General features: G+C 48.4%; 22 protein-coding genes and 1 pseudogene. 20 read left to right on the forward strand and 3 right to left on the reverse strand.

Annotation, left to right across the window (positions count from 1 at the left end; all coding sequences use genetic code 11):
* Positions 1 to 142 precede the first annotated feature (142 nt).
* The 6 genes from ACTID9_RS12055 (at position 143) to kynB (ending at position 4,944) form a co-directional block, all read left to right on the forward strand.
* The gene (locus ACTID9_RS12055) at positions 143 to 421 is read left to right on the forward strand and encodes an autorepressor SdpR family transcription factor (RefSeq protein ID WP_441071484.1); all 279 of its coding nucleotides are present in this window, start codon (positions 143 to 145) and stop codon (positions 419 to 421) included.
* Positions 418 to 1,056 carry an SdpI family protein gene (locus ACTID9_RS12060; RefSeq protein WP_441071485.1) on the forward strand — a complete coding sequence of 213 codons (639 nt, stop codon included), beginning with the start codon at positions 418 to 420 and terminating at the stop codon, positions 1,054 to 1,056. Before ACTID9_RS12055 ends, ACTID9_RS12060 begins: the two co-directional genes overlap by 4 nt.
* Before the next feature lie 28 nt (positions 1,057 to 1,084).
* Positions 1,085 to 1,867, forward strand: coding sequence for a YhfC family intramembrane metalloprotease (locus tag ACTID9_RS12065; RefSeq protein WP_441071486.1), 783 nt, complete (start codon positions 1,085 to 1,087; stop codon positions 1,865 to 1,867).
* A gap of 247 nt (positions 1,868 to 2,114) precedes the next feature.
* Positions 2,115 to 3,401, forward strand: coding sequence for a kynureninase (gene kynU / locus ACTID9_RS12070; protein ID WP_441071487.1), 1,287 nt, complete (start codon positions 2,115 to 2,117; stop codon positions 3,399 to 3,401).
* Positions 3,402 to 3,430: 29 nt separating this feature from the next.
* The gene (gene kynA / locus ACTID9_RS12075; RefSeq protein ID WP_441071488.1) at positions 3,431 to 4,294 is read left to right on the forward strand and encodes a tryptophan 2,3-dioxygenase; all 864 of its coding nucleotides are present in this window, start codon (positions 3,431 to 3,433) and stop codon (positions 4,292 to 4,294) included.
* A 14-nt stretch (positions 4,295 to 4,308) separates the two neighbouring features.
* Positions 4,309 to 4,944, forward strand: a complete 636-nt coding sequence (kynB, locus tag ACTID9_RS12080; RefSeq protein ID WP_441071489.1) for an arylformamidase — start codon at positions 4,309 to 4,311, stop codon at positions 4,942 to 4,944.
* Between the two features lie 118 nt (positions 4,945 to 5,062).
* Here kynB and ACTID9_RS12085 read toward each other — a convergent pair whose 3' ends face one another.
* Complete coding sequence (locus tag ACTID9_RS12085; RefSeq protein ID WP_441071490.1) at positions 5,063 to 6,586, reverse strand: HD-GYP domain-containing protein; 1,524 nt, start codon at positions 6,584 to 6,586, stop codon at positions 5,063 to 5,065.
* 293 nt (positions 6,587 to 6,879) lie between these two features.
* On the opposite strand from ACTID9_RS12085, the gene ACTID9_RS12090 reads away from it, so the two are divergent.
* The 12 genes and pseudogenes from ACTID9_RS12090 to ACTID9_RS12145 all read left to right on the forward strand — a co-directional run bounded on the left by ACTID9_RS12090 (position 6,880) and on the right by ACTID9_RS12145 (position 19,329).
* Positions 6,880 to 8,589, forward strand: a complete 1,710-nt coding sequence (locus ACTID9_RS12090; RefSeq protein WP_441071491.1) for a PAS domain-containing sensor histidine kinase — start codon at positions 6,880 to 6,882, stop codon at positions 8,587 to 8,589.
* Between the two features lie 139 nt (positions 8,590 to 8,728).
* A complete protein-coding gene (locus tag ACTID9_RS12095; protein ID WP_441071492.1) occupies positions 8,729 to 9,286 on the forward strand; it encodes a DUF2062 domain-containing protein in 558 nt (185 codons plus the stop codon).
* Positions 9,287 to 9,431: 145 nt separating this feature from the next.
* A complete protein-coding gene (locus tag ACTID9_RS12100) occupies positions 9,432 to 10,907 on the forward strand; it encodes a hypothetical protein (protein ID WP_441071493.1) in 1,476 nt (491 codons plus the stop codon).
* Positions 10,908 to 10,937: 30 nt separating this feature from the next.
* Positions 10,938 to 12,293, forward strand: coding sequence for an RHS repeat-associated core domain-containing protein (locus tag ACTID9_RS12105; protein WP_441071494.1), 1,356 nt, complete (start codon positions 10,938 to 10,940; stop codon positions 12,291 to 12,293).
* A 19-nt stretch (positions 12,294 to 12,312) separates the two neighbouring features.
* Positions 12,313 to 12,684 (forward strand): hypothetical protein, encoded by a 372-nt coding sequence (locus tag ACTID9_RS12110; protein ID WP_441071495.1) that lies wholly within the window; start codon positions 12,313 to 12,315, stop codon positions 12,682 to 12,684.
* Between the two features lie 236 nt (positions 12,685 to 12,920).
* Positions 12,921 to 13,040, forward strand: a pseudogene (locus tag ACTID9_RS12115) (RHS repeat-associated core domain-containing protein); the annotation flags it as partial.
* Positions 13,041 to 14,091: 1,051 nt separating this feature from the next.
* Positions 14,092 to 14,439, forward strand: coding sequence for a hypothetical protein (locus ACTID9_RS12120; RefSeq protein ID WP_441071496.1), 348 nt, complete (start codon positions 14,092 to 14,094; stop codon positions 14,437 to 14,439).
* A 278-nt stretch (positions 14,440 to 14,717) separates the two neighbouring features.
* A complete protein-coding gene (locus ACTID9_RS12125) occupies positions 14,718 to 15,263 on the forward strand; it encodes a hypothetical protein (protein ID WP_441071497.1) in 546 nt (181 codons plus the stop codon).
* Between the two features lie 22 nt (positions 15,264 to 15,285).
* Positions 15,286 to 15,663, forward strand: a complete 378-nt coding sequence (locus tag ACTID9_RS12130) for an epimerase (RefSeq protein ID WP_441071498.1) — start codon at positions 15,286 to 15,288, stop codon at positions 15,661 to 15,663.
* 236 nt (positions 15,664 to 15,899) lie between these two features.
* On the forward strand, positions 15,900 to 16,637 hold the full coding sequence (locus ACTID9_RS12135; protein ID WP_441071499.1) for a hypothetical protein: 738 nt from the start codon (positions 15,900 to 15,902) through the stop codon (positions 16,635 to 16,637).
* Positions 16,638 to 17,131: 494 nt separating this feature from the next.
* Positions 17,132 to 18,832 carry a stage II sporulation protein P gene (gene spoIIP, locus ACTID9_RS12140; protein ID WP_441071500.1) on the forward strand — a complete coding sequence of 567 codons (1,701 nt, stop codon included), beginning with the start codon at positions 17,132 to 17,134 and terminating at the stop codon, positions 18,830 to 18,832.
* A gap of 233 nt (positions 18,833 to 19,065) precedes the next feature.
* Positions 19,066 to 19,329, forward strand: coding sequence for an HPr family phosphocarrier protein (locus ACTID9_RS12145; RefSeq protein ID WP_441071501.1), 264 nt, complete (start codon positions 19,066 to 19,068; stop codon positions 19,327 to 19,329).
* 143 nt (positions 19,330 to 19,472) lie between these two features.
* Here ACTID9_RS12145 and ACTID9_RS12150 read toward each other — a convergent pair whose 3' ends face one another.
* Entirely contained in the window at positions 19,473 to 19,832 is a 360-nt protein-coding gene (locus ACTID9_RS12150; protein ID WP_441071502.1) for an ArsR/SmtB family transcription factor, read from the reverse strand.
* A gap of 348 nt (positions 19,833 to 20,180) precedes the next feature.
* Here ACTID9_RS12150 and ACTID9_RS12155 point away from each other — a divergent pair, with 348 nt between their 5' ends.
* A complete protein-coding gene (locus ACTID9_RS12155) occupies positions 20,181 to 22,460 on the forward strand; it encodes a heavy metal translocating P-type ATPase (RefSeq protein ID WP_441071503.1) in 2,280 nt (759 codons plus the stop codon).
* Positions 22,461 to 22,550: 90 nt separating this feature from the next.
* Here ACTID9_RS12155 and ACTID9_RS12160 read toward each other — a convergent pair whose 3' ends face one another.
* The gene (locus tag ACTID9_RS12160; protein WP_441071504.1) at positions 22,551 to 23,264 is read right to left on the reverse strand and encodes a DUF421 domain-containing protein; all 714 of its coding nucleotides are present in this window, start codon (positions 23,262 to 23,264) and stop codon (positions 22,551 to 22,553) included.
* 174 nt (positions 23,265 to 23,438) lie between these two features.
* Here ACTID9_RS12160 and nfsA point away from each other — a divergent pair, with 174 nt between their 5' ends.
* A complete protein-coding gene (gene nfsA / locus ACTID9_RS12165; protein ID WP_441071505.1) occupies positions 23,439 to 24,182 on the forward strand; it encodes an oxygen-insensitive NADPH nitroreductase in 744 nt (247 codons plus the stop codon).
* Positions 24,183 to 24,220: the final 38 nt, after the last annotated feature.

Below are 24,220 nucleotides of genomic sequence, written 5' to 3' on the forward strand. Positions count from 1 at the left end.
CCCATGGGCGAAAAGGTGAATGGGGGATCAAACGAAAGTCGTGATGAAAAACGATTGACAGGAGGAACGGGCAAGAGGTACATTGTAGTTAGATATTTAGATGATTTTCTAAATATCTAATAGGACCATGGAGGCGAGTCAAGTGAATGACGCGTTCAAAGCGCTGGCCGATCCAACACGTCGTCAAATCATAAAACTGCTGCGTGATCAGAATTTGACTGCCGGTGAAATTGCAGAGCATTTTCAAATCAGCAAGCCAAGCATTTCACATCATTTGAGTTTGTTAAAACAAGCTGGACTGGTCAGTGATGAACGAAAAGGACAAAACATCGTTTATTCGTTACATACGACGGTGATGGAAGATGTTTTAGGCTGGATGTTCAGCATTTTAGGCAAACAAGATCAGGAGGAAAACAGATGAGGACGCTGGTCAGAGAAATACTGTTAGTTTTGATTGTTTTATCATCGATCATCGGTGCGGTCGTGTTCTATAATGAGTTACCCGATACGATGGCTACCCATTTTGGCATCAATAACGAAGTGAATGGTACCTCAACCAAACAAACGACCATTCTCCTTTTCGTCCTGCTTGGGTTTGTACCATTTTTGCTTCCATTCGCCAAAAGGATGCGCGGGCAAAAAAGTAACGACGCGAAGTTTGCATTCTCCATTCAAGTAAGCCGGTATTGTATTGCGCTCATTATGGCGATCGCGGAATGGTCCATTCTCCTCTACAACCTTGGGTACACGATGGATATTCGCCGAATCGTGTTCATTGCGATCGGAATCCTGTTTCTTGTTACCGGAAATTACCTTGGCATCAGTAAACCGAACTATTTTATGGGGTTTCGCACACCGTGGGCCTTGCTTGATGAGGAAAACTGGCGCAAAACGCATCGAATGGGTGGACCGTTGATGATGGTCGGCGGCTTGGTCATTCTCGTCTCCACGTTTTTGCCAGATCCCTTGTCCATCATGATTTTTTTCGGGACGCTGGCATGTATCGTTTTCGTGCCTTTCATTTACTCCTACATGATATTCAAGCGCAGATCATGAATTTTGAAAATGAAGGGGGGATGGCGATATGATTGCAAGCGCCACGCTGGTCAGCATCGTGATGCAAGGTTTGATCTCGATCCTGTTTCCGCTTGGGTTGTTTTTGTATATGCGCAAAAGAGAAAGATTTCGCATGCGGCCTGTATGGGTTGGAGCGGCAATCTTTCTGATTTTTACACAGGTTTTTGAAAAAGTGCTGCATCTGGTCGTTCTTCAGGGGAATCCTGGCATGCAAAATCATCCGGTTATGTTCGCGGTATATGGGGCATTGGCTGCTGGAATCTTTGAGGAAGCGGGGCGATATATCGGTTTTCGCTGGCTGCTGAAATCAAATCGGGAGCGAAAAGACGGCCTGGCTTATGGACTTGGCCACGGTGGGATCGAAGCCATTTTTATCGGTGCGATTTCTTCCGTCCAATCATTTGTATTCGCGATGTTGATTCAGGAAGGCAGGTTCCTGTCGACAGTCGGCTCAAGTATGCCTGCGAACATGGCTGCCGCTCTCCAGGATCAGCTGCTTTCGATGTCATCCTATGAATTTCTATTGGCCGGCTTCGAACGAATTCCGGCGATTTTCATCCAAATCGCGTTGTCGCTCATCGTATTGCATGCAGTGAATACGCGGCGAAAGGAATTTGTTCTCATTGCCATTCTCTTGCATGGCTTGATTAATTTTGTCCCGGGACTCTACCAAGGATATAAAGGTGACTTCAACATTTGGGTTGCGGAAACGGTTGTCTTGTTGTTTGGCATTGCGGCGGTGTGGTTCATCCGCAATTCCCGGTTTTGGAGCGGTTGGGAACAGAAATAAGGGAAGTACGAATCTTTTTCATCAGCAAGGCAATCCCCAAGCGGCACGGACGCGAATGGGGGTTGCCTTGCTCGCTTCGGTCTGCAGCAAATAAAAAAAGTACGACGCGATGTCATGTTTTTTCCGAAGAAGCATTAACAAGAAAGCGTTTTCCTATTAGAATGAAAGAATCAGTCCGCTTTGCCCAGCAACGGATAGTTGCCAAGCAACTGACAGTTGCCCACCAATTCATATTGCAGGAGGTCGTATGCGTACGTATTCCTTTTCACCCGAGCGCTCGCTCGCCGTACAGCTGGATGAGCACGATGAGCTTGCGGTTTACCGCAACGAGTTTTATGTAAACCCGTCGATGATTTATATGGATGGAAATTCCCTTGGCCTTTTGTCCAAACGCGCCGAGCAGGCCGTGCTCGAATCGCTGCAAGATTGGCGCGAGCACGCCATCGATGGCTGGACTGCAGGACAGCATCCGTGGTATACGCTGTCGGAGCGATTGGGCGCGCTTGTCGCACCGCTGGTCGGCGCAGAGCCGGATCAGGTGATCGTAACCGGTTCGACAACCGTCAACCTGCATCAGCTGGTGGCGACCTTTTACCAGCCTGAAGGAAAGCGGACCAAAATCGTAGCGGACGAGCTGAACTTCCCGTCCGACATTTATGCGCTGCAAAGCCAGCTGCGAATTCACGGGTATTCGCCAGAGGAGCATCTGATCCGTGTGGCAAGCCGTGATGGCCGATTCCTCGACGAGGAGGACATCATCGCCGCCATGACGGATGAAGTCGCGATGGTCGTGCTGCCGACGATCCTGTATCGCAGCGGTCAAATTCTCGACATGGAGCGGCTGACGGCGGAGGCTCATGCCCGCGGCATCCTCATCGGTTTTGACGGCTGCCATTCCGTCGGGGCAATTCCGCACGCATTCGATGAATGGGATGTCGATTTTGCCTACTGGTGCAATTATAAGCATCTGAACGGCGGGCCGGGTGCCGTCGGCGGCTTGTATGTGAACCGGAAGCATTTCGGCACGCTTCCCGGCTTGGCGGGCTGGTTCGGATCAGACAAATCGAAGCAATTCGATCTGGAGCATCAGATGACGCCAGCCGAGACTGCGGGGGCATACCAGATCGGCACGCCGCACGTGCTGAGCGCAGCGCCGCTTCTCGGTTCGCTTTCGATCTTTGCTGAGGCGGGAATCGAGCGGATTCGCCGCAAATCGTTGCTGCTCACCACCTATTTGATGGATTTGATCGCCCACGAGCTGGACGGCTTCGGCTTTACGATCGGCAATCCGACAGACGAAAAACGCCGCGGCGGACACGTCGGTCTGGAGCATCCGGAAGCGGCCCGCATTTGCAAAGCGCTAAAGGAAAACAAAGTGATTCCGGATTTCCGTGCGCCCAATATGATCCGTTTGGCGCCCGTCGCCCTTTACTCCAGCTTCACCGACGTGTGGGAAGTGGTGCAGCGGCTAAAGGCGATCATGGCGGAGCGGCAGTACGAAAAATTTGAAAATCAGCGCAATGTCGTTGCATAAGCGCCAAACGCGAAGGGAGCACGGACAAAATGACGAATCCATCCGATCAACAAAAGCACGCGAGCGGACAGGGCCAGCTTGAACAGACGATTCATACCGATTTCAAGCAGGACATGACCTACGGCGATTATTTGCAATTGGACAAAGTGCTGTCCAGCCAGACCCGATTGTCGGACCATCATGATGAAATGCTGTTCATCATCATCCACCAGGTGAGCGAGCTGTGGATGAAACAGATTTTGCATGAGCTGTCCGCCGCGATGGCTTCCATTCAGGCGGGACAGCTGGAGCCAGCCTTCAAAATGTTTTCCCGCGTATCGCGGATTCAGCAGCAATTGATCAAATCGTGGGATGTGCTGTCCACGCTGACGCCAGCGGAGTATATGCAGTTCCGCCACAAGCTGGGCCATTCCTCCGGCTTTCAATCGTACCAAAACCGGCTGATCGAATTTACGCTCGGATATAAAAACAGCCACGTGCTGGCCGTGTATGAGCATCAGCCGGAACTGCACGGGCTGCTCAAGCGGACGCTGGAAGCGCCGAGCATTTACGACGCCGCGATCAAGGCGATGGCCGAGCGCGGGCTTCCCGTCGATGACGTGTGCCTCAACCGGGATTGGGCAGAGCCATATGTGGCGAATGAAAGCGTCGAGAACGCATGGCTGACGGTGTATCGTGATGTGAACCAATATTGGGACTTGTACGAACTGGCGGAAAAGCTGGTCGATATCGCGAGCCAGCAGCAGCAGTGGCGCTTTAACCATATGACCACGGTAGAGCGGATCATCGGGCAAAAGCCGGGGACGGGAGGCTCATCTGGCGTCGGCTATTTGCGCCGCGCGCTGGATCATCGCTTTTTCCCCGAGCTGTGGAGCCTGCGGACACAATTGTAAGGAGGGCTTTCTCAATGGGACGTTTGCTTGACATCTCCCAGCGTCTTGACAACCGGACAGCCGGGTGGCCGGGAGATACGCCGTTCACCTATTCTCTGGCGTGGACCAAAGCCGAGAGCGGCTCGGTCAACGTAGGGAAGATCACCATGAGCACGCATATCGGTACCCATATCGATGCGCCTTATCATTTTGACAGCGAAGGGAAACGGGTGATCGACCTTGACCCGGAGCTGTACGTCGGAGCGGCGCGCGTCATTCATCTTCATGACTGCCGATCGATCGGTATCGCATCGTTGGAAGGTGTCGATCTGGAAGGAGTCACGCGGCTGCTCGTGCGTACGGGCGCTTGGCCGGACAGGTCGGTTTTTCCCAAGCAGATTCCGCCGGTCGAGCCAGAGCTTGCAGCGTACCTGGCGGCAAAAGGGGTGCGGCTTCTGGGCCTCGATCTGCCGTCGGTTGATCCGCTCGATAGCAAGGAATTGCTTGCGCACCACGCGTTGGCCGAACATGGCGTTCACATCCTGGAAGGGATCGTGCTCGACCACATTGACGCCGGAGAGTATGAGCTGATCGCGCTGCCGCTGCCATTGACGCAGGCAGACGGAAGCCCTGTGCGGGCGGTTTTGCGCGAATTGACCGAAACAACGTAAGCAAAAGGGCGAATGACAAGTCATTCACCCAATCTCGTATTGCTGCAGTCAGCCAGACGTTTTCTGGCTGATTTTTTTTTTGTACAGTTAAGACTGCTGCCAGGCCAACGCTTGTACATCAGGATGGCATGGACGCCGGAACAACCAGTTCACCTCTGTTGCAGAGTTGAACAAAAGCAAAGACGCATTCGGGATCAAAGTGGGTGCCGCTGCCCTCAACGATCACTTGCAGCGCGCGTTCCTGAGACCATGGCTCGCGATAGGATCGTTGCGAGGTCAACGCATCGTACACGTCCGCAATGGCAAGAATTCTGGCGAGCAGTGAGATTTCTGTGCCTTTCAGCTTGTCCGGATACCCCGTCCCGTCCCATTTTTCGTGATGGTGCCGGATGACGGACAGCTCTTCGCTCATGAAGCCAATATATTTGCACATCTCGTAAGCGATTACAGGATGTTGCTCGATCACTTTTCTCTCGTCCTGATCCAGCTTTCCCGGTTTATTCAGAATCTCGGTAGGAATCTGTATTTTCCCTACATCGTGAATGAGACCGCCCCGAACCAGGGCTCGCAATTGTTCGGCGTTCAGGTTCATGGCCTGGGCCAGTTGCAAACCGTACATGGCTACACGGTAATTGTGACCGGCCGTATAGGCATCTTTGGTTTCCGTGGCGGCAATCAGATTATGCATGCTGCGGGAGATGCGAATGCGGAGGTGATCCAAAGAGGGATACCCGTTCACCTGATGAAATGGTTGCGTTACAGACAGGTTCGATCGATACTGCGCGATAATACCGTACAACAGCATCAAGGCCGACGCTGCGAGGACTACATGATACAGCCACCAGGCCAACGTCCACATCATGGTTGTGACCATGACGCATTCTGTGATGGAAAGCAGAACGGAACCAAATACGATCGCCGCATGCAAAGGAAATTTGACTAACCGAAATTGCTGAAAGTATCGCTTTGCGGCCCAAAGATACAGGAAGACCGTGAGAAACGCCAGGAGATAATTCAATGGCGCAAAATCGATGGGAATGAAGTTGGACAAGTCGGGATCAAGAAGAGCTGCGCTATTCGTCAGGATGATCACGATTACCCAACCAACGACAATCCTTCTCCGATGCTTCGACACGATGCGGATCAAAGCGTGGTCTGATGAGAGGGACGAGAGAAAAATCCAGACTGCGCACGTCGTCATCGCGATTTGTGAGGAAACACCCGCCAAGTGGCATTGATCAGCAATAATGAACCCGGGGGTCGAAAGGGCGTGAATGAGAAAAAAACCGTTAAGCGATAAGAGCGCCAATGCCAGCATGAGCACATTCATATCCCGAAGGCGAATCCCCGTCCAGCCAACGGCAACGGCACTGATGGCCAAGGCAAGAAGTGTTGGCGAAATCACATAAAAGTGAAAGCGGGGGAGATCCCACATGGTGCTGTGTCCATGAAACGTTTCCAGATACGCATACCCGAGAAGAAGAACGATAGTGGTAATTGACATGGTGATGAATAAAGAGCGAGGTGAACGTGGCATCATCATTCCCACTTTCCAATGTAAGCTAACTTTCTGGCAATAAGTGCAGGATTCGACAGCAAAAGTGTCAAATCCTGCTCGCATTCGTTCAACCATATCGGCCATATCAGGCTCTTGCTGCCCATTGTGCAAATAGCCCCCTGTATGCTTCTTCTTGCTTGATTCAGATCCAGCATGCCCCCCGTGCACATCCATTCTTACGGTTGTTTCGTCGCCGTTACTCTTTGCTGCTTCCGCAATGCCCTGAACATGGAAACGGTGTTCTCGTCACAACTGGAAACGTTTCCTTCAATTTTCGCAGGAGTGGGAATATACGCAACATTTCAATAGATGTAACAGGAGTTCAAAAGTTTACTGAGAATATGTAGGACTATATTCTCTTATACTGGGGGCAGTTTATGAAGATAAAGGCATACTTCGTACCATTGCTTGTTCTGCTCGCATATGTTGCTTCCATTCATTCCGTCAGCTTTTTTATTTCATCCGTAGATGGAGTAAAGAACAAGGCAATCGCGTATGTCATCGAATTTCTGGTCATGCTTTTCGTCACAGTTTTGGCTATCGGGCTGATCGGGTGGGGGAAAAAAAGATACCCCCGCTTTTTCGAAAATCAAACGTCCGCCTGTCCGCTTATGAGCGCGGAGCAGTCACTGGCTTACCTGAAGACGAAGGCTGTGCTGGAAGTGACGAAGGAAGACTATACCAATATCTTGCGCCAGCAGCAAGGGATGACGTTCAAGTTCGTGAAAGTGGACGGGAGGTTCATTCATACGCTCTGTGACGGCAGATTGCTGCATAAGCTGGGGCTGACTCCGGAAGCAGTCGTGGGAAAAGAGCTGCGCGATTTTTATCCCGAGGACATGGCGAAAAAGAAAGAAACGTATTACCAGCGCGCATGGGACGGCGAAGAGGATGTCGTCTATGAAGGCTGCTCCAACGATGTCGTCTATTTGGCCACGCTGCGCCCGGTCATCAAAAACGGCGAGGTCGTGGAAGTCATTTCGTCGTGCGTCGATATCACCATGTTAAAAAAGACGATGCAGGCGTTAAACGAGAGTGAAGAACGGTTTCGCCAAATCGCGGAGCATATCGAGGAAGTGTTCTGGATCGTAGACCCGGCCACAAAAAAGTTTCTCTACTTGAGTCCTGCCTATGAGCGGGTATGGGGGTTTTCCCGCGAAGAGTTTTTTCGCGATCCGGCCCAAATGTTCAAGGTGATCCACCCTGAAGACCGCGAACGCATCATCCGGGCGCAGGATGATATGCAGACCGGCTACTTCGACCATGAATACCGGATCATCCGGACAGATGGCACAGTTCGCTGGATCAAGGACCGCGGGTATCCTGTCTATGTGGATGGCGTCTTGCACCGCATTGTGGGCATCGCCGAGGACATCACCAATTTGCGCCTGAACGAAGAGCTTTTGATCAAGTCCGAAAAACTCGCGGTCTTGGGGGAATTGGCAGCGGGGATTGCCCATGAGATCCGCAATCCGCTTACCTCCCTTCGCGGCTTCGTGCAGCTCATGCAAAAGCAGCAGGGACGGGAAAATCGCATTTACACGGACATCATGCTGTCGGAAATCAATCGGATCAACGCGATTGTAGGCGAGTTTTTGGTCTTGGCCAAGCCCACTGTCGCAAGCTTTGTCAGCAAAGACATTCACGGCATTTTGCAGCAGATCGTTCTGCTGCTGGAGCCGGATTGCCTGCTTCACAATATCACCGTCAAGCATGCGCTTGAAACGGAAGGCATGCTGGTCATGTGCGAGGAAAACAGCCTGAAGCAAGTGTTCATTAACATCATGAAAAACGCCATCGATTCCATGCCGCAGGGAGGAGAAATCCGGATTGAGTCGCGGGAGTGGGAGGACGGGGTGCTGCAGATTACCATCAGCGACAACGGATGCGGCATTTCGGAAGAGAGACTGCGTTATATTGGCGAGCCGTTTTATACCACGAAGGAAAAAGGAACAGGGCTTGGACTTATGGTCAGTTATAAAATTATCCAAAACCATCAAGGGCGGATCGAAATCAAAAGCGAGGTAGGAAAAGGGACCGCGGTCGCGATCTTTTTGCCATTACAGCGCGTTCAGGTGTTCGCCTGATCAAGGAAAACAAAAAAATCCAAAAAGCAGCTGCCTGTGCATGTCCACGCCGGCGTTTGCTGTAATTTTATTCATGAGTACCATTTTTCGCGTAAGATCAGCTATAATCAAGGTATGTTTGCTAAGAAGAGGTGACGGCATGGGGAACATTAAGAAAAAATACAATTTCTATCAAAGAATCGTTCGCGCTTTCCGCTTGAATTTTATCAAGCTATTCCGTTCTCCTGGCGGGGCAAAGAAAGTTTCACTCGGGTTTGCCCTCGGATTTGGTTTAGAGATGATTGTGATCTCGACCGCGTCCCTGATTTACGTGTTATTTTATCCGATCGTCCGCCTATGCCGCGGCTCGCTTCCCGCTGCCATTATCGGGAACGTGATCGGCAAGCTGACGTTTTTGCCAGTTCTCTTGTTACCCGTTGCCCACAGGCTGGGCAGATTCATTTACCCTGTCCAAATCGAAGGAGTCCGAATGCCCCACCACGCGTTCAAAGCGCTGTTGTCCGGAAATTTTCAGGTCATTCAAGATATTCTTTATGGAGGGCTCCACGTGTTAATCGGCATGTCGGTCATTGGCGCGGTGTTGGGGTTTGTGTCCTATTTTGTGATTTACAAGCTGTATGAAAAGCGCAGAGAGCATCGTCTCCTCAAGAGACAGCAACGAAAGAAAGCGATCAATCTCGAAATTTCTCGCGTATAGCGATCACACGAAGCCCCAAACGAGTTCTTGTTCTCGTTGGGGCTTTTGATTTGCTCGCGATCAATCAGGTGAATCAATAAATTCAGCTTCGAAGGGGAAGAATAGGGGGACTTTATAACGAACGGTAACGATGATGTTTGTGCAGATGTGCTTTATTGCATCGGCAAGTTCAACGCTAGTTTCGTGCCAGGGGCATAAAAATCTGGAGGTTTCGTATCAGTATGATCCATTCGGGCGAAAAATTCGTCAAACCTACCCGGATGGCAGTGAGGCAACCTATGTATACGATACATTGGGGCGCGAAACGGAAGAAAGCTATTCCAATCAAGGCGAAACCCGAACCGTGCGTTTTCTCTACACAGATGGAGATCGACGGGTAACCAAAATAATGCCGGATGGTTTACAGGAAGCCACCGTGTATACCCCGTATGGCGACATCGAATATCAAGAGCAACATGCGGCAGATGGTTCAGGAACCAGGGCTCTCGTGTACAACGTATATGGGACAGATGGAAGGCAGGTAACAGCAAGTTACCCGTTTGCGCGTGTCGACCACCAAATTACGTATCGATACAATGAAGATGGGTCGCTTACGGAAATGAGTGACCCTGTCGGGACGACAGAATACGCACGAGCAAACGCGATGCAAGATGGACAAGCCTTTTTACCTGTGCAGGCGATACAGACAATTTCCCCGAACGGAAAAGAAACGACCGCGTTCGGAAATCGGTATGGGGAAGCGGAAAAAGAGACGAATCAGACAGAAGACGGTTCCCAAAAGCTCAATGTGGCATATGAGCAAGATGCGTTTGGACAGCTCATTCGAAAAGACGTAACGGATCAAACGGGTGAGAAAAGGACTTGGGATTACCGGTACAGTCCGGATGGACAGCTGTTGTATTTCCACGATCCTGAGAACAATGTCTACCAATATGGCTACGATGCACTCGGCAACCTGATTACTGTCACCGAGAACGGGACAGTAACGACACAGAACCATTACAACGGTCTATCGTGGAAGTTGAGTGAAAAAGATGTCCCGTCCGGAAAAACAGAGACATACAATTATGACGCTACAGGGAAAGTCACTCTGTATAAAGACAACGCTGGGAACAGTCATGAATCGGGATATACCCCATTCCATGATTTGGCCACGTATACAACGCGCAACAGTGCAGGAACGATCGTCAATAAGGAAACCAAAACGTATGTTCCAAATACGTCACTGTTGGCAAACGATGCAAACAGTAATGGTGCAGACACGTCTTATACCAGCCCGAATCGCCGGGAGATTTCGTATAGCTATGATCCGTATCAGCGACTGAAAGAATTTACGGCTTTTGGACGCTCGTACGAAGTGAATCAGAATGACGCAGATGATCTCATGGATGAATTGGTATACCCAGATGGTTCGAGGGTTACGTATGCGTACGATACGGCAGATCGGTTGAAAGAAGTGCGCAGCTCACTTACTGGTACCGTGACCTACGATTATACCATCGGGAATGATGGACAAACCGATTCGGTTACCTATCCGAATGGATACGTACAAGAGCAGCATCAGAACAGTTTCGGCCAGGTTGACAACCTGGCGCATAAGAAAGATGGTGTTTCGGTTTGAAACCAAACGAGCCAATATTCGTTTGGGAATATGACAGAAGTCGACCAAAATGGGACATTGTTGCATTATCGCTACGATAAGATTGACCGATTGATAGAGGAAGGAACTCCTACCGGAACGAAAAACTATACGTATGATCCGAGAGGGAACCGGAAGACATTGACGGGGAACGTACCGGCAATTACGGATGCAAATTTAACTTATGACGGTCGTAATCGTCTGCAATCGTTCTCGAATAAGGCTGGTGATTCCGCATCGTATAAGTATTTTGGTGACGGATTGCTGGCAACCAAGCTGGAGAACGGAAAAGAAACGAATTATGTGTACCTGAACGGAAAAGTCATTGAAGAAATTGATGAGAATGGGACGGTGAAAGCCCGCAATATTTGGGGGAACCAGCTCATTCTTAGAAAAGATTATGCTTCCCAAAATGCAGGTTACTATCTCTTTAACAGCCATGGCGATGTTGTTTCCATTGTGAACGAGAAAGGCGCAGCATTGAACACATATGCGTATGATGCGTGGGGGAACATACTTTCTAAGACAGAGGGGATGTCGAATCCGTTTACCTATTCTGGAGAGGTGTATGATGCAAAGACGGGATTGTATTATCTGCGGGCGAGATATTATGATCCGAGTGTAGGGCGCTTTATTTCGGAGGATACGTATAAGGGGCAAGTGGATAATCCGTTGAGTTTGAATCGGTATGCGTATGTGGAGAATAATCCGTTGAAGTTTATAGACCCAACAGGGCATTGGAGTACGGGTGTTACTGCTAACTGGACAATTAATGAAATGAAGTGGCAGTATGACAAGGCTAAAACTGATTCTGACAGAAAATATTGGGCTAATCAGGCGGAATCACTTCGTGACAGATTGAGAGCCGCAGGTTATGCTGAATCGGATATTATGCAAGGTTCTGACTACATGATACCAGAAGATGTAGTAAATAAGATTGCTTGGGATGTCACAATCAAAAAAATTGAAAGTGACCCATACGGCTTCGGTTTATTCGTTCATTCAGCAGATGCTATTCAATACGCTCCTCTAGGTGGTGCTTTTGCAGGGAGTCTCAAAATTGTTAGGACAGCCACATCAGTAATAAAAAACGATAAGCGTCTTGTGAGGGCAGCTATGGAAATGGGTAAAGACCCACGAGTCCAATCTGAGGCAGATAATTTAGTTAAGAGTTTTCTAAGTGGAAACACAAATCCGGGTAAAGGCTCAAAATCTCTTGGTTTTGGAGGGATATATGAAATGCGTGGTGCAAACGGGGCTAGGGTATACTTTAAGAATGTTGAAAGTGGAATCGAGATTGTGGGTAAATCTAATAAGGCAAATCAGGCTGATGTTATTAAAGTACTGAGAGACCTTTACGGCAAATAACCTAGAGGGGGAGAAGTAATTGGATAATTATGTGATAAAATATCCTCCATATTTTGATGAAATTGAGGACATTGAAAACGATAATATTGATGTTTTTATTGAAGCAGAAGATGGATTAACGTATACCTTAGTCATAACAACTCCAAAATACTTATTTTCGTACATGGATAAAGAGGGGGTAGACTTTATTCCTGCTGCACCTCCAGAGGTCATCGTAAAGAATCTTTCAAAAGAAGTAATAGAAAAAGCAATTAAGACCTATTTAGAAGATGACGCTTATTGGTTAAAGCTATACTTTTTGGCAGGAAAAAATGAAGGATTGTTTGATGTGAAGGAAATGGACAAAATTATAGACGTAATTAAAAGTAAAAATAAAGATATTTTTGGATGAAATTTTACCCCAGACGAGTAGTTAATTACTTGTTTGGGGTTATTTTTTGCCCTAGTAACTTGCACAGAAATAGGGGCAATTGATGTAACCCCCACCCAGTGCCGAATAAACAGCTTTATCTCCACATAAGCAACATAACCCTCGTAATACCTAATACAAAATGCCAGTCCTACCAGAACGGGCGGCGTAGAAAGCAAGGGTGGTAGCTTTAACGAGTTGCCACCTTACCTTTATCCATTGACCGCTTTATCATGGAGGATACGTATAAGGGGCAAGTGGATAATCCGCTAAGTTTGAATCGGTATGCGTATGTTGAGAAAAATCCTTTACGTTATCGTGACCCAAGTGGACACATTAAAGACAGTTTTGGAGCAACCTTAGATATTTCAACTGACCCTAATGGAACGGCAAGAATCATCAAAGAAGCACAACAGAAATGGCAATGGGCTCAAGGAAATATAAACAAAGCTAAATCAACGGCAGAAAGTCAAAAATGGAAAAGTTATCAATCAAGTATGCACGCTTGGGCAGAGAAACAAAGAAGTGTAGTTATGGTTTCTTCTACTCTTTATGTAAAAGGAGGAGCATCTGCATCACTTTTCGCTGGTGGAGGCTTAGAGATTGAATTAAGCGGAGATGCTCTGCAACTAATTGCTAAAGGTAATGTATCTGGCAAAATAGGCGGCTCACTTGGTTTTACTACAGGTCTTAAGATGACTAATGATTTGAACGGTAACATGAGCAGTACAACTAGCAATATTGGTGGAGGATTTGGAGAGGTTATTATTGCTGAGGGTAGCTATAAAACTGACGGCAAATACATTGAATTATCGTATGGAGGAGGAGTCGGAGCAGCCGCAGAGGTTGCCCTAATACCTATTGATGCAAACTTTGAGAGGGAAGGGAAAATTTTAATTCCAATGCCATTCAACCTTAATCGTCAAGGGGGGCTAATTCCTAAATATAACGGCTCACCTAACTACAGCGAATGGATGAATATGTTTAAAGGAAACGGATGGTAATTTATTAATAGTGGAAAACTTCTAGTTTTCCACTATTTTTCTAAGGAGTTGAACAAGTTTGTATATCAAATTCATACGATTTGTTCCAATCAACATTATATTGCCACACGCAGTGGAAATGGCTATCCTTGTTTGGGTGACTTTTTTTCTAAGCATCACCAAGCCCTAAAGAAGGATAGTAAACGTAATACTTCTCTAGTCATAGCATTTTTTATTGATGCAATTGTCTCACTGCTGATAAACACATATTTTGTTCAAGAATATTTTCATAACTACCTACTGAGTCACCTTATTAATGAGTTAATCAGTATACCTATAGCAATCTTCTTCCTGTTGATTTTTAGAAAAGCTGGCTTGTTCGAGAATGAGAAAGGTGCTGAATAGTGTGCTTCAGAATAAGAAGTTTAGACTAATAATTATTTTAGGAGGTATTTTTGTAATTGTTTTTGCTATCTTGTTTGGAATCTCATCTGTTGTGTTAAAGAGTAAACACTCAGAAGAAATTAAGAGCAAAATTACATCAGTAGGGGGTAGCATAGTTGATTTTGAGTCAGTCAATGTAAACGAAAGTCCCTTTGAGAGTGATAGTCGGGGGGCAAATACTATCTATAAAATTACTTACTCAAAGGATGGAAAACAAATGATTGCATGGTACAGAGCAATTAACAATCCATTAGACATACACCATCCCTCTTCAAAAACTTTAGAAGAAAAATGGATTTTTGATAAATAAGTATTAGATTTAGTGCAAAAGCAGTTGACCCCAAACGAGTAATCAACAACTCGTCTGGGGTTTCTTTTATTGTTTATTAAGGACTTATTTAATCTTAGTCTTATGGTTTTATTTTGGAGGATACGTATAAGGGGCAAGTGGATAATCCGCTGAGTTTGAATCGGAAAACGTATGTTGAGAATAACCCGATAAGGTATACTGAGCCGACTGGTCACTGGAAGAAAGACGACGAATTATTGCCTGAAAACATTAGGGACCAGATCAGGGTCTACACCAAGATGTGGGAAAATGGTGATAAAGGTACGAAGATAATCGCAGAAATGTCTGCCGATGCTTTAAGAGATCAATACATGTATAGTGTTGCCAAAGAGGTAGACCATGTGGTTTATAACATCCAGCTAATGTCATCACTAGATAGTCTGATGACTAATGCTGGAAAGGCACTAAGCAATCAAATTAGAAAAGATTTACTCAAAGAACTTGGTGAATATAAGAATGCGGGAGGACATCACATTCATGCGAAAGCAGGATTTAGAGGACATGCGACGTATAGTCCAGATGAAGGTTTTGCGATTAGTCAGCAATTCATGAGAGACATGGGATGGGATCATCAACTCATGACTAATGAACAAAGACGACTATTCAAAGAGTTAGCTAAAAGCGGAAGACCCAATACCTTAGTGGAACATACTAGAATTGCTGTTGAAGCATTAATTGCTGGTAAAGCTACTCGTGACGAGGCAAGGTACTTGGTTACGCAGTCACTCTTAAATCTACGTGAACAGCTTGTTAAAGACCCTACGAGAATACCGTGGGGAGATTAACCGAAATTTGGGAGGAATCTAAATGAGCAAGAATGCACTTGATTTTTTTGGAGAAGCACTGATGACTAAAGTTCGAGATGAAGCAATAATTCATTGGGATTATGTTACCAGTGGAAGAATGAAAAGTGAGGATTCAGAACAAATTTATAAACAGCTTTCAGAATTCACTCCAGAGCAACGTGAACTGTTTCATAGAATGATTCCTAAGGTTGTTAATACAACATTACATTATCTGCTTTGGATGCTAGAACAAGAAGAGGCGATTGAAGTTGCAGTAAAACTTGACTCAGAAGTTGTGGAAAGTATCCGAGAGGTTAGTGATGGATTAGCTGGTGAACTTTACACGGAAGATGGATGGTTTGAGCGTTTTAGTAAGGAGCGTTATGAAGAATTGAAGTAGACAAGAATTTGATAGTTATGAACCCCAAACGAAATCAATCGTCTGGGGTTCATTTTCTGATAGGCACAAAAAGTAGAACAAATAGAACGGGGAAACTCGGTAAATGAAGAACGAGGAAATTTCTCACAAAAAACTGCGCGCCTCTCCACGAAAAATTCCCCGATTCGTAACTTTGGGCTCTGCTAGATATCATATGATCAGGAAATCAAGCGAGTCCCGAGAGGAGAGAGTAATAAATGTTAAAATGGGAAGAAGTTCAGTCCAAACGCCGAGTCAAATCCTTATTACCTGACTACCGTTCTGAGGCCTATTTCTATAATAAGAAAGATAATGAAAGGAGGGAGAGTATGAATGAGAAAGTCGTTTTTGCAGAGCTAATTGACCATGAGGGACACACTCAGGAGACAAACCTTTATATAGGTTTTACAGAAGCCGGTACAGTAAATCTAACTCTTATTGGCAGGGCTGTGGACTTTGAGAGTGAAGAATCTAATTATGTTCAAAGCCTACTTGCGTTGATGACAAAACTACCAGAAGGTTATCAGCTAAAATTCTCGAATAGCTTCCAAATTGAAAATATGGATGCAATAGAAGTAATCAATGTAGAGGAACTTGTATCTGTTACGTTTGATTACGCCCCTGACGAGCCACAGTTGAGATACAACCTCTTATGTCACCATGGTGGTAAAACTTTTACATCTGAATCTGTTGAGGACTTTTCTATTGCTTTACAAGCACTTCAAACGAAAATGGACATAAACTTTAGTATCTGTGCATTCTGCTCAAATGCTGATTTTAGGTCAACTGGTGGAGAAGAATTGAGGCATGGTTGGTATTGTTTACGAGATGTTGAGAATCGTAAACCAGAGTTACCTTGGTTTCAACGAGAAGAAGAGTTTCAACAAGCATATCCGAATGTCGATGCGTTTCATTGGTGTCCAAGATATGCAAAGGCAGTAAATAGATTATTGTAAGAGTAAGTCAACTCAAATCCTCATTCGAGTATTCAATACTCGTCTGGGGTTTTTTTGCTCTAGTAACCGTCGGGGCGACGATTGAGACAGACCCCACCCAGTGCCGAATGAACCGTATATCTAACAATAGAAAACGTAACCCTCGTGCTACCCATACATAGTTTCATTAAATGGGATGTACGTAACATCTGCGATTACTACGGTATCACCGAGTCAAAACGCAAGTTCGATATGGTTTGTTCGCTGTGATGTCGCATTTGACATTCCGAGTCCGAGAACCAACGTGTTTACTTCAGCAAGAACGGGACCGACCAAGAAAATGTTTGGGCTGGAAGACGGCTCACGAATCATTCATGGAAGCTCTGTCGCACTAGACTTGACAATTCGTCATAGCAAAAGCTGTCGCACAGTGAAGGAAAATGTAGATGAATCGAGAAATGAATAACAGGCTGGATTTTCCAGTATGACTTTTCGAACAGGGGGGAACGAGGTTCTTGCTTTTTCGCGTAAATACGATCGTGGTAGCTGTATGTTTCCTGCTTTTGTTGATGCCCCAATCGTTTGCCGAGGCGGCGACGCACATCGAGGTATCGGTTGATCAACTGAACATTCGCAGTGCACCGGGCACCACCTCCCAGATCGTGGGGACGATTGCCAAATCCACGCGGCTGCCGGTAATCGCGCAGCAGAAAGAGTGGACACAGGTGAAGCTCACGAACGGGAAAACGGGCTGGGTGTTAAATAAGTACGTCAAAATGTTGGACATTCCGCAGATCAAATACGTCAAGAGCAATGTGGACATGCTGAATGTTCGGGCTGAACCGAACGCAACTGCCCAAATCTTGCAGATTATCGATAAAAATGGCGTATTCTTGCAAGTGAAAAAACAAGGCGACTGGGTGCAGCTCAAGCTGTCAGACAAGGTGAATGGCTGGGTGAATGCGCGCTATGTGACGGAAACCGCGGCTCCTGCGCCGAAACCAGCGCCAACTCCGACGCCGACAGTGCCGGTTGCCCCTAAGCCGCCTGTTGCAGGGAACGGACAACCGGTTGGCACGATACTCCTGCCGGAAGGGTATGAAGTTTATGTTGAGCCCAATATTTTAAGCACCGTCATCGGCCAACTGAACGGCGGCACGACGATCAATCAGTATGGCTATGCAAACGGGTGGTACAAAATCAGCTTTAACGGTTCGTACGCCTATATTTTCAAGCCTGTCGTGCAACCTGAACCGGGACAAGAGCAGCCGGCCGATTTTCCGGGTACACCGAACCCGGGCACGGGACAAGCTGAGGCATCGATCCGCATTCTCAATGCCGACACGAATCTGCGCGTCGGACCCGGGACGAATTATCAAGTGGTCGGCACCGTTCAGCCGGGACAAGTGTTTCCGATTGTGCAAACCGTCGGGGACTGGTATGTGATCAGGCTCGCCGATCAATCGACTGCCTATATCGCAAGCTGGGTCGTCGAGCGGGTGCAGCCGGCAGGTCAGCCGACACCAGGGGCCACCAGTTCAGGAGTCGGGTATAACAACGGCATGGTCGGCAATGAGAAAGTGTACATTTACCATACGCACAACCGTGAGTCATGGCGGAATGTCGCAAGCAACACCAAGGGCACATCAGTGGACGATCCGGTCACCAACATCACGCTGGTCGGAAAACGGTTAGGGGAGCTGTTGCAAGCGAGCGGAATCCAGACGATGGTCAACCAGGACGATTTCGCCCAAAAGCTGGCGGAGCAAAAGAAAAGCTTCTCCATGTCCTATACGGAATCCTACAAGGCGGTTAGTGCGGCGGCATCTGCAAGCCCGAACCTGCAGTATTTTTTCGATATTCACCGCGACAGCGACGAGCCGCGCAGCACCGTGGCGCTGACCATCAACGGGAAGACCTACTCGCGGATCTTGTTCGTCATCGGCACGGCCAATCCGTCCTATCTGGAAAACAAAAAGCTGGCGGAAAACTTGCACGCAAGGCTGGAGGCGTTGTATCCCGGTTTGTCACGTGGAATTATTCTGAAAGGTACGAACGAAGGAAATGGCGTGTACAATCAGTCGATTTCGGAAGGGGCTTTGCTTCTGGAGTTCGGCGGAACCAACAACACGCTGGAGGAATGCTACAATACGGCAGAGGCGTTCGCAAACGTCTTCATCAATTACATGCTGGAATCGCAGATCGCGATCAAGTGAGAGCTCGATTCTTTTCGCAGCACATGCGGAGAGAGTCGGGCGTTTTTTCTGCGGGACACCCAGGTGGATGGCTGCGCAATTGTGATGATCAGTCAATCATGCTACAGTGAAAGGAAGCAAATTGATCGCCATCTTTTTACGCAAGCCAGCTGTTCAGGTGGTATCCGAATGGCTGAACCTGGGCAACATGATGGTGATTCAAGCTGCACCAGTTCGTGTAGGAGGGAACATGCATGACCGAGAAAAAAGTGATCGTCCAGTTGGCCCATGGCTTGCATGCGAGACCGGCAGCCAATTTTGTCAAAGTTGCCACATCGTTCACAAGTGAAATCCAACTGGTGAAAAACGAAAAAACGTTCAACGGAAAGAGCATCATGGGCATCATGTCCGCCGCCATCGGCAAAGGGGAAGAAGTGACCCTGACAGCTGACGGTCAAGACGAAAAGGAAGCCATTTCCGCTTTGGAAAAGCTGCTCACCGATCCGGAAGAAAGATAAGCACGAGAGAAAAAATCCTCGTAAAGAGGGTTTTTTATTTTTCACAGACGGAGCCGGTGCCGCTCATAAATTCTTGCAGATCGAAAAGAATACGGAAGAAAAAGAAAAAACCTCGATTCCTTCCAAGCGAAGGGCTCAAGGTTTTATTTCCGTTCATTCGCATGTTCAACACCGGTCATGATCAGGTGGCGGACGTGATTATCATCCAGTGAGTAAAAGACGAGCTTTCCGTCTTTGCGGTATTTGGCCAAACCCATGTTGCGCAGCAGGCGCAGATGATGGGAGGCGTTCGCAATGGTGGTACCGATCACAGTAGCGACATCACAGACGCACAGCTCATTTTCGAGGGCAAGCGCGTAGATGATTTTGGCGCGGGTATCGTCAGCCAGCGCCTTGAACATTTTTGCTACGCCGTCCGCTTCACTGACACGCGGGCGCAGCCGATTTACCTTTTCTTCGTCAAAACGCTGGATTTCACAGATGTCAAGATGCTCTTCAGCCAACAAACTCACCTCTCTCACACAGGACGTCTCTACCGTAAATTATAAACAGTTCGATCGGAAAACAAAAGCTGGAAACAATTCGTAGCCGTTTGCTATACTGTTATTATATTCAAAAGAGTATTTGATTATTTGATCGTATAAGAATGTATAAGTGCATGCGCTTATCAATTCTGGAGCGTAAGACGGAGTACCTCAGCGTTACTTCCAGCATAAGCATCGGTAAAAACTTCCACAGATCGAAGGACCTGCTTCTCGTAAGGACTTCTGAAAGAAGTTTTCTTAGATGATCTCATTCGTATCCATATCGGACCGATGGCTACTGTTGGGAATGAAAGGGTTGATTACGTGATGTCTCATCAGCATAAGCAACATCACCACGATTCGTGCTGCACAGACGAGGACCATTCGACAACCGGGCACCAGCACTCGCATGCAGAAGGAGAGCTTCATCATTCAGGCGCGCATGATTGCTGCCATGACGGGCATTGTCACGGCGATGCCGCGCCGCAAGCTGACGTCAAGCTCCAGGCGGACCGGGTTTTGGTTTATCGCGTCGAGGGAATGGATTGCAGCTCGTGTGCGCTGACGCTTGAAAAACATATGAGAGCATTGCCTTTCGTCCAACAGATCAGCGTCAATTTTTCGACGGGAAAAATGCAGCTCGTCGCAGATGGGGTGACAGACGGGGAAATCGTGAAGGAAGTGTCCAAAGCTGGCTATCAGGCAAGCCCACTCACAAACAGGGCGCACCAGCAGAACGCTGCCAAACCAGCCGCTTCCCAGACGACCACGATCATCTCGGGCGTTTTTTTGGTGATTGGGTTCCTTCTTTCTTATACAAGTATGGCCCCGCTGGTCAGCACGCTGCTCTATGCGGTATCGCTCTTGATCGCGGGGGTGAAGCCGGCGCGCAGCGCTTTTTACGGGATTCGGAGCAAATCGCTCGACATGAATGTCTTGATGACAGTGGCAGCGATTGGCGCGGTTTGCATCGGGGAATGGCTCGAGGCGGCGACGGTCGTCTGGCTGTTTGCGTTGGGCAACACGCTTCAGACCCGTTCCATTGAAAAAACGCGGGAGTCGATCCGCAACCTGATGAATTTGACCCCGACAGAGGCACAAGTCAAACAAAACGGGCGGATCGTCGCCAAGCCTGTTGAAGAAGTAGGCATCGGTTCCATCATCGTCGTGCGGCCGGGCGACAAGGTGCCGCTCGATGGGGAAATTATCGAGGGCAGCTCCAGCATCAACCAGGCGCCGATTACGGGCGAGTCGATTCCGGTCGACAAGAAGGCGGGGGATGCGGTGTTTGCCGGCACGATCAACGAAAGCGGCACGCTGGACATCCGCGTGACCAAGCTGGTGGAAGATACGGCGATCGCGCGGATCATCCAGCTGGTGGAGGAGGCCCAGGAGAAAAAGGCGCCGACGCAAGCGTTCGTCGACCGCTTCGCGCACGTGTATACGCCGGTCGTGTTTGTAATGGCGGCAGCCGTTATGATCGTGCCGCCTTTGATCGGGGTTGGCGCATGGCTGGACTGGTTCTATAAAGGCTTGGAATTGCTTGTCGTCGCCTGTCCATGCGCACTGGTGATCTCCACGCCGGTGGCGATCGTATCGGCAATCGGCAACGCAGCGAAAAACGGCGTGCTGATCAAAGGGGGGACGTTCCTCGAAACAGCAGGCAAGCTGACGGCAATCGCCTTTGACAAGACGGGAACGCTCACGGAAGGGAAACCGGGCGTCACGCATGTGATCGCGTTGGACGGCACAGAGGCTGACGTTCTTTCCATCGCGGCTGCGATCGAGCGTTATTCCACTCATCCGGTGGCAGTCGCGATCAATGCGTATGCAGCGGCGAACAACATCGCCCCCGCACAGGCGCGAGAGGCGCAGGCCATTGCCGGAAAAGGTGCGATGGCCACGATCGATGGGGAAGTCTATTATGCGGGCAAACCTGCCTTGTTTACGGAAATGGGTGTCTCGACAGCTGGCGTCGAGGCACAGATCGGCAGACTGCAACAAGAGGGGAACACGATCATTCTCATCGGTACCGCGGCCAAACTGGCAGGCGTCATCGCCGTTGCCGATAAGGTACGCGAAATCACTGTCGAGGCGCTCCGCAAGCTGAAGGAAGTCGGCATCGAGCAGACGGTCATGCTGACTGGCGACAATCGGGGGACCGCGCAAAAAGTTGCGTCGCAAACCGGTGTCACACGTTATATGGCGGAGCTTTTGCCGCAGGACAAGGTGAATGCGGTCAAGTCGCTGCAGCGCGAAGGAAACATCGTCGCGATGGTGGGGGACGGCATCAACGACGCGCCGGCGCTGGCAACGGCGGACATCGGCATCGCCATGGGCGGGGCAGGCACCGACACCGCGATGGAAACCGCAGACATCGTCCTGATGGCAGACAATCTCGAACGACTGCCGCACACGATCAAGCTAAGCCGCAAAGCGATCCGCATCATCAAGGAAAACATCTGGTTCTCCATCATCATCAAACTGCTCGCGCTCATCCTGATTTTCCCCGGCTACCTCACACTCTGGATCGCCGTCTTAAGCGACACGGGCGCAGCTTTGATCGTCATCCTGAACAGCATGCGATTGCTCCGCATGAAAGCATAAAAAGAGGGATAGCGCCCTCTTCTTATGCTTTTTCATGTTTTATTCTTTTTCCATCCCAAATCCCGACCGTGCTTTCGATATCGTTACAACTTAATGATGATACTCACGAGAATTTCCTTTTTTATCGACAGTCAACGATCCGTCTTCTTGCAGTTCAGCATAAAAGACTTCCTCTAATGAATGAACACCATGTTTGGCAAGCTCCTGGTAAAGCCACTTCTTGCTCAGGTTAAATTCTTTGAGATTTTTCTCAACGATTTGGCTATCCACAATGAGTTCAGATGGAAAAACGGTCACGGCCGGTTTTTTGATCTGTAAGTCATCTCTTGTTACACTCTCGGCGCCTTTTGTTTTCATGATGCTGAGTTGGCCATTCGGTTCAAGAATCGCATAGGCAACATCTTTTAGCGAAAAAACGTTTTCTTTCCGCAGCATCATGCTCAAGTCATCCATGTTAAGCCTGCATTGAGCCATCGCTTCTTCCAAGATTTCCCCTTTTTTGATGACGATTGTCGGCTGTCCATCCAGTAAAACTCTTGCTTTGCTCGATTTGAGGCTGATAGTTTCGACGAGAATGGTCAGGAGCACCCATAGGGAAAGGGAAATAAGACCTTCAAAAAAATTGATATTTTGTTCGATCACCATCGCACCTGTAATGGAACCAATGGTGATGCCCGTTACGTAGGTAAAGAAAGTCACATTGCTAAGCTGTTTCTTCCCGAGAATTCTTGTTAGAACCAAAATAACGACGAATCCACAGAGTGTTTTCATGGTGATTTCCAGGAAATTGAAATCGGGTCCCATCCGTTTCCCTCCAATTGGAAGTCTGCTGTTAGTATGACCATTTCACTCAAGATTACTTCCGGTGAGCGATGGGAATAGTGAAGCTGCCCGTATATACACCCTCGCAATTGTAGCCTCCTCATCTACTCTGCTATCATGAGAAGAAAGACAAGCATCCCGATAGGAGAGAACCAGATGAACGAAACGATCTCGCTGTTGATGAACCATCGTTCCATCCGCAAATACAGCGCACAGCAACTGACCGAGGAACAGCTCCAAACGATGATCGCGGCTGCGCAAATGGCATCCACCTCCAGCAACGTCCAGGCATACAGCGTCATCGCCGTGACCGATCCGGCGAAAAAACAGCAATTGGCCCAATTGGCTGGCAATCAGGCGTACATCGAGGAGTGTCCGGTTTTTCTCGTTTGGTGTGCCGACTTGTATCGGTTGAAAGCGAGCACCGCTGCCTATACGGAAGGCAAAGAAACGTATGAAGATTCGACGGAAAACTTCCTCGTCGCCTCGATGGACGCGGCCCTCGCCGCGCAAAATGCAGCTGTGGCAGCGGAGTCCATGGGGCTTGGCATCGTGTATATCGGCGGCGTCCGCAACCAAATTGCCCAGGTGTCTCGGCTGCTGGAATTGCCGGAGCTGGTTTATCCGGTATTTGGCATGTGCGTAGGCTATCCGGACCAGCAGCCTGGCCAGCGGCCGCGGCTCCCGCAAGAAGCTGTGCTGCACCGCGATGCTTATGACGCAGCCAAAACCGTTGAGCAGGTGAAACGCTACGATGAAACGATGGTCGCGTATTTGCGCGAGCGGACCGGCGGCGAGAAGTCGACCCCGTGGTCCGAAATTATGGCGGATCGTTTGGCAAAACCGACACGCATGCACATGAAATCGTTTTTGGAAGGCAAAGGCTTTATGCGCAAATAAAAAATGGCCAGCAAGCCATGCAAACAAGGGAGAGGTTC

The sequence above is a fragment of the Brevibacillus fluminis genome (assembly GCF_052072235.1).
Classification (GTDB): domain Bacteria; phylum Bacillota; class Bacilli; order Brevibacillales; family Brevibacillaceae; genus Brevibacillus_D; species Brevibacillus_D fluminis_A.

Excerpts from the sequence above, each read along its gene's own strand:
- ACTID9_RS12060 (WP_441071485.1), top strand. The coding sequence starts at position 418 with ATGAGGACGCTGGTCAGAGAAATACTGTTAGTTTTGATTGTTTTATCA.
- ACTID9_RS12065 (WP_441071486.1), top strand. The coding sequence starts at position 1,085 with ATGATTGCAAGCGCCACGCTGGTCAGCATCGTGATGCAAGGTTTGATC.
- kynU (WP_441071487.1), top strand. The coding sequence starts at position 2,115 with ATGCGTACGTATTCCTTTTCACCCGAGCGCTCGCTCGCCGTACAGCTG.
- kynA (WP_441071488.1), top strand. The coding sequence starts at position 3,431 with ATGACGAATCCATCCGATCAACAAAAGCACGCGAGCGGACAGGGCCAG.
- kynB (WP_441071489.1), top strand. The coding sequence starts at position 4,309 with ATGGGACGTTTGCTTGACATCTCCCAGCGTCTTGACAACCGGACAGCC.
- ACTID9_RS12085 (WP_441071490.1), bottom strand. The coding sequence starts at position 6,586 with ATGGCCGATATGGTTGAACGAATGCGAGCAGGATTTGACACTTTTGCT.
- ACTID9_RS12090 (WP_441071491.1), top strand. The coding sequence starts at position 6,880 with ATGAAGATAAAGGCATACTTCGTACCATTGCTTGTTCTGCTCGCATAT.
- ACTID9_RS12095 (WP_441071492.1), top strand. The coding sequence starts at position 8,729 with ATGGGGAACATTAAGAAAAAATACAATTTCTATCAAAGAATCGTTCGC.
- ACTID9_RS12100 (WP_441071493.1), top strand. The coding sequence starts at position 9,432 with ATGTGCTTTATTGCATCGGCAAGTTCAACGCTAGTTTCGTGCCAGGGG.
- ACTID9_RS12105 (WP_441071494.1), top strand. The coding sequence starts at position 10,938 with ATGACAGAAGTCGACCAAAATGGGACATTGTTGCATTATCGCTACGAT.
- ACTID9_RS12125 (WP_441071497.1), top strand. The coding sequence starts at position 14,718 with ATGTGGGAAAATGGTGATAAAGGTACGAAGATAATCGCAGAAATGTCT.
- ACTID9_RS12130 (WP_441071498.1), top strand. The coding sequence starts at position 15,286 with ATGAGCAAGAATGCACTTGATTTTTTTGGAGAAGCACTGATGACTAAA.
- ACTID9_RS12135 (WP_441071499.1), top strand. The coding sequence starts at position 15,900 with ATGTTAAAATGGGAAGAAGTTCAGTCCAAACGCCGAGTCAAATCCTTA.
- ACTID9_RS12145 (WP_441071501.1), top strand. The coding sequence starts at position 19,066 with ATGACCGAGAAAAAAGTGATCGTCCAGTTGGCCCATGGCTTGCATGCG.
- ACTID9_RS12155 (WP_441071503.1), top strand. The coding sequence starts at position 20,181 with ATGTCTCATCAGCATAAGCAACATCACCACGATTCGTGCTGCACAGAC.
- ACTID9_RS12160 (WP_441071504.1), bottom strand. The coding sequence starts at position 23,264 with ATGGGACCCGATTTCAATTTCCTGGAAATCACCATGAAAACACTCTGT.
- nfsA (WP_441071505.1), top strand. The coding sequence starts at position 23,439 with ATGAACGAAACGATCTCGCTGTTGATGAACCATCGTTCCATCCGCAAA.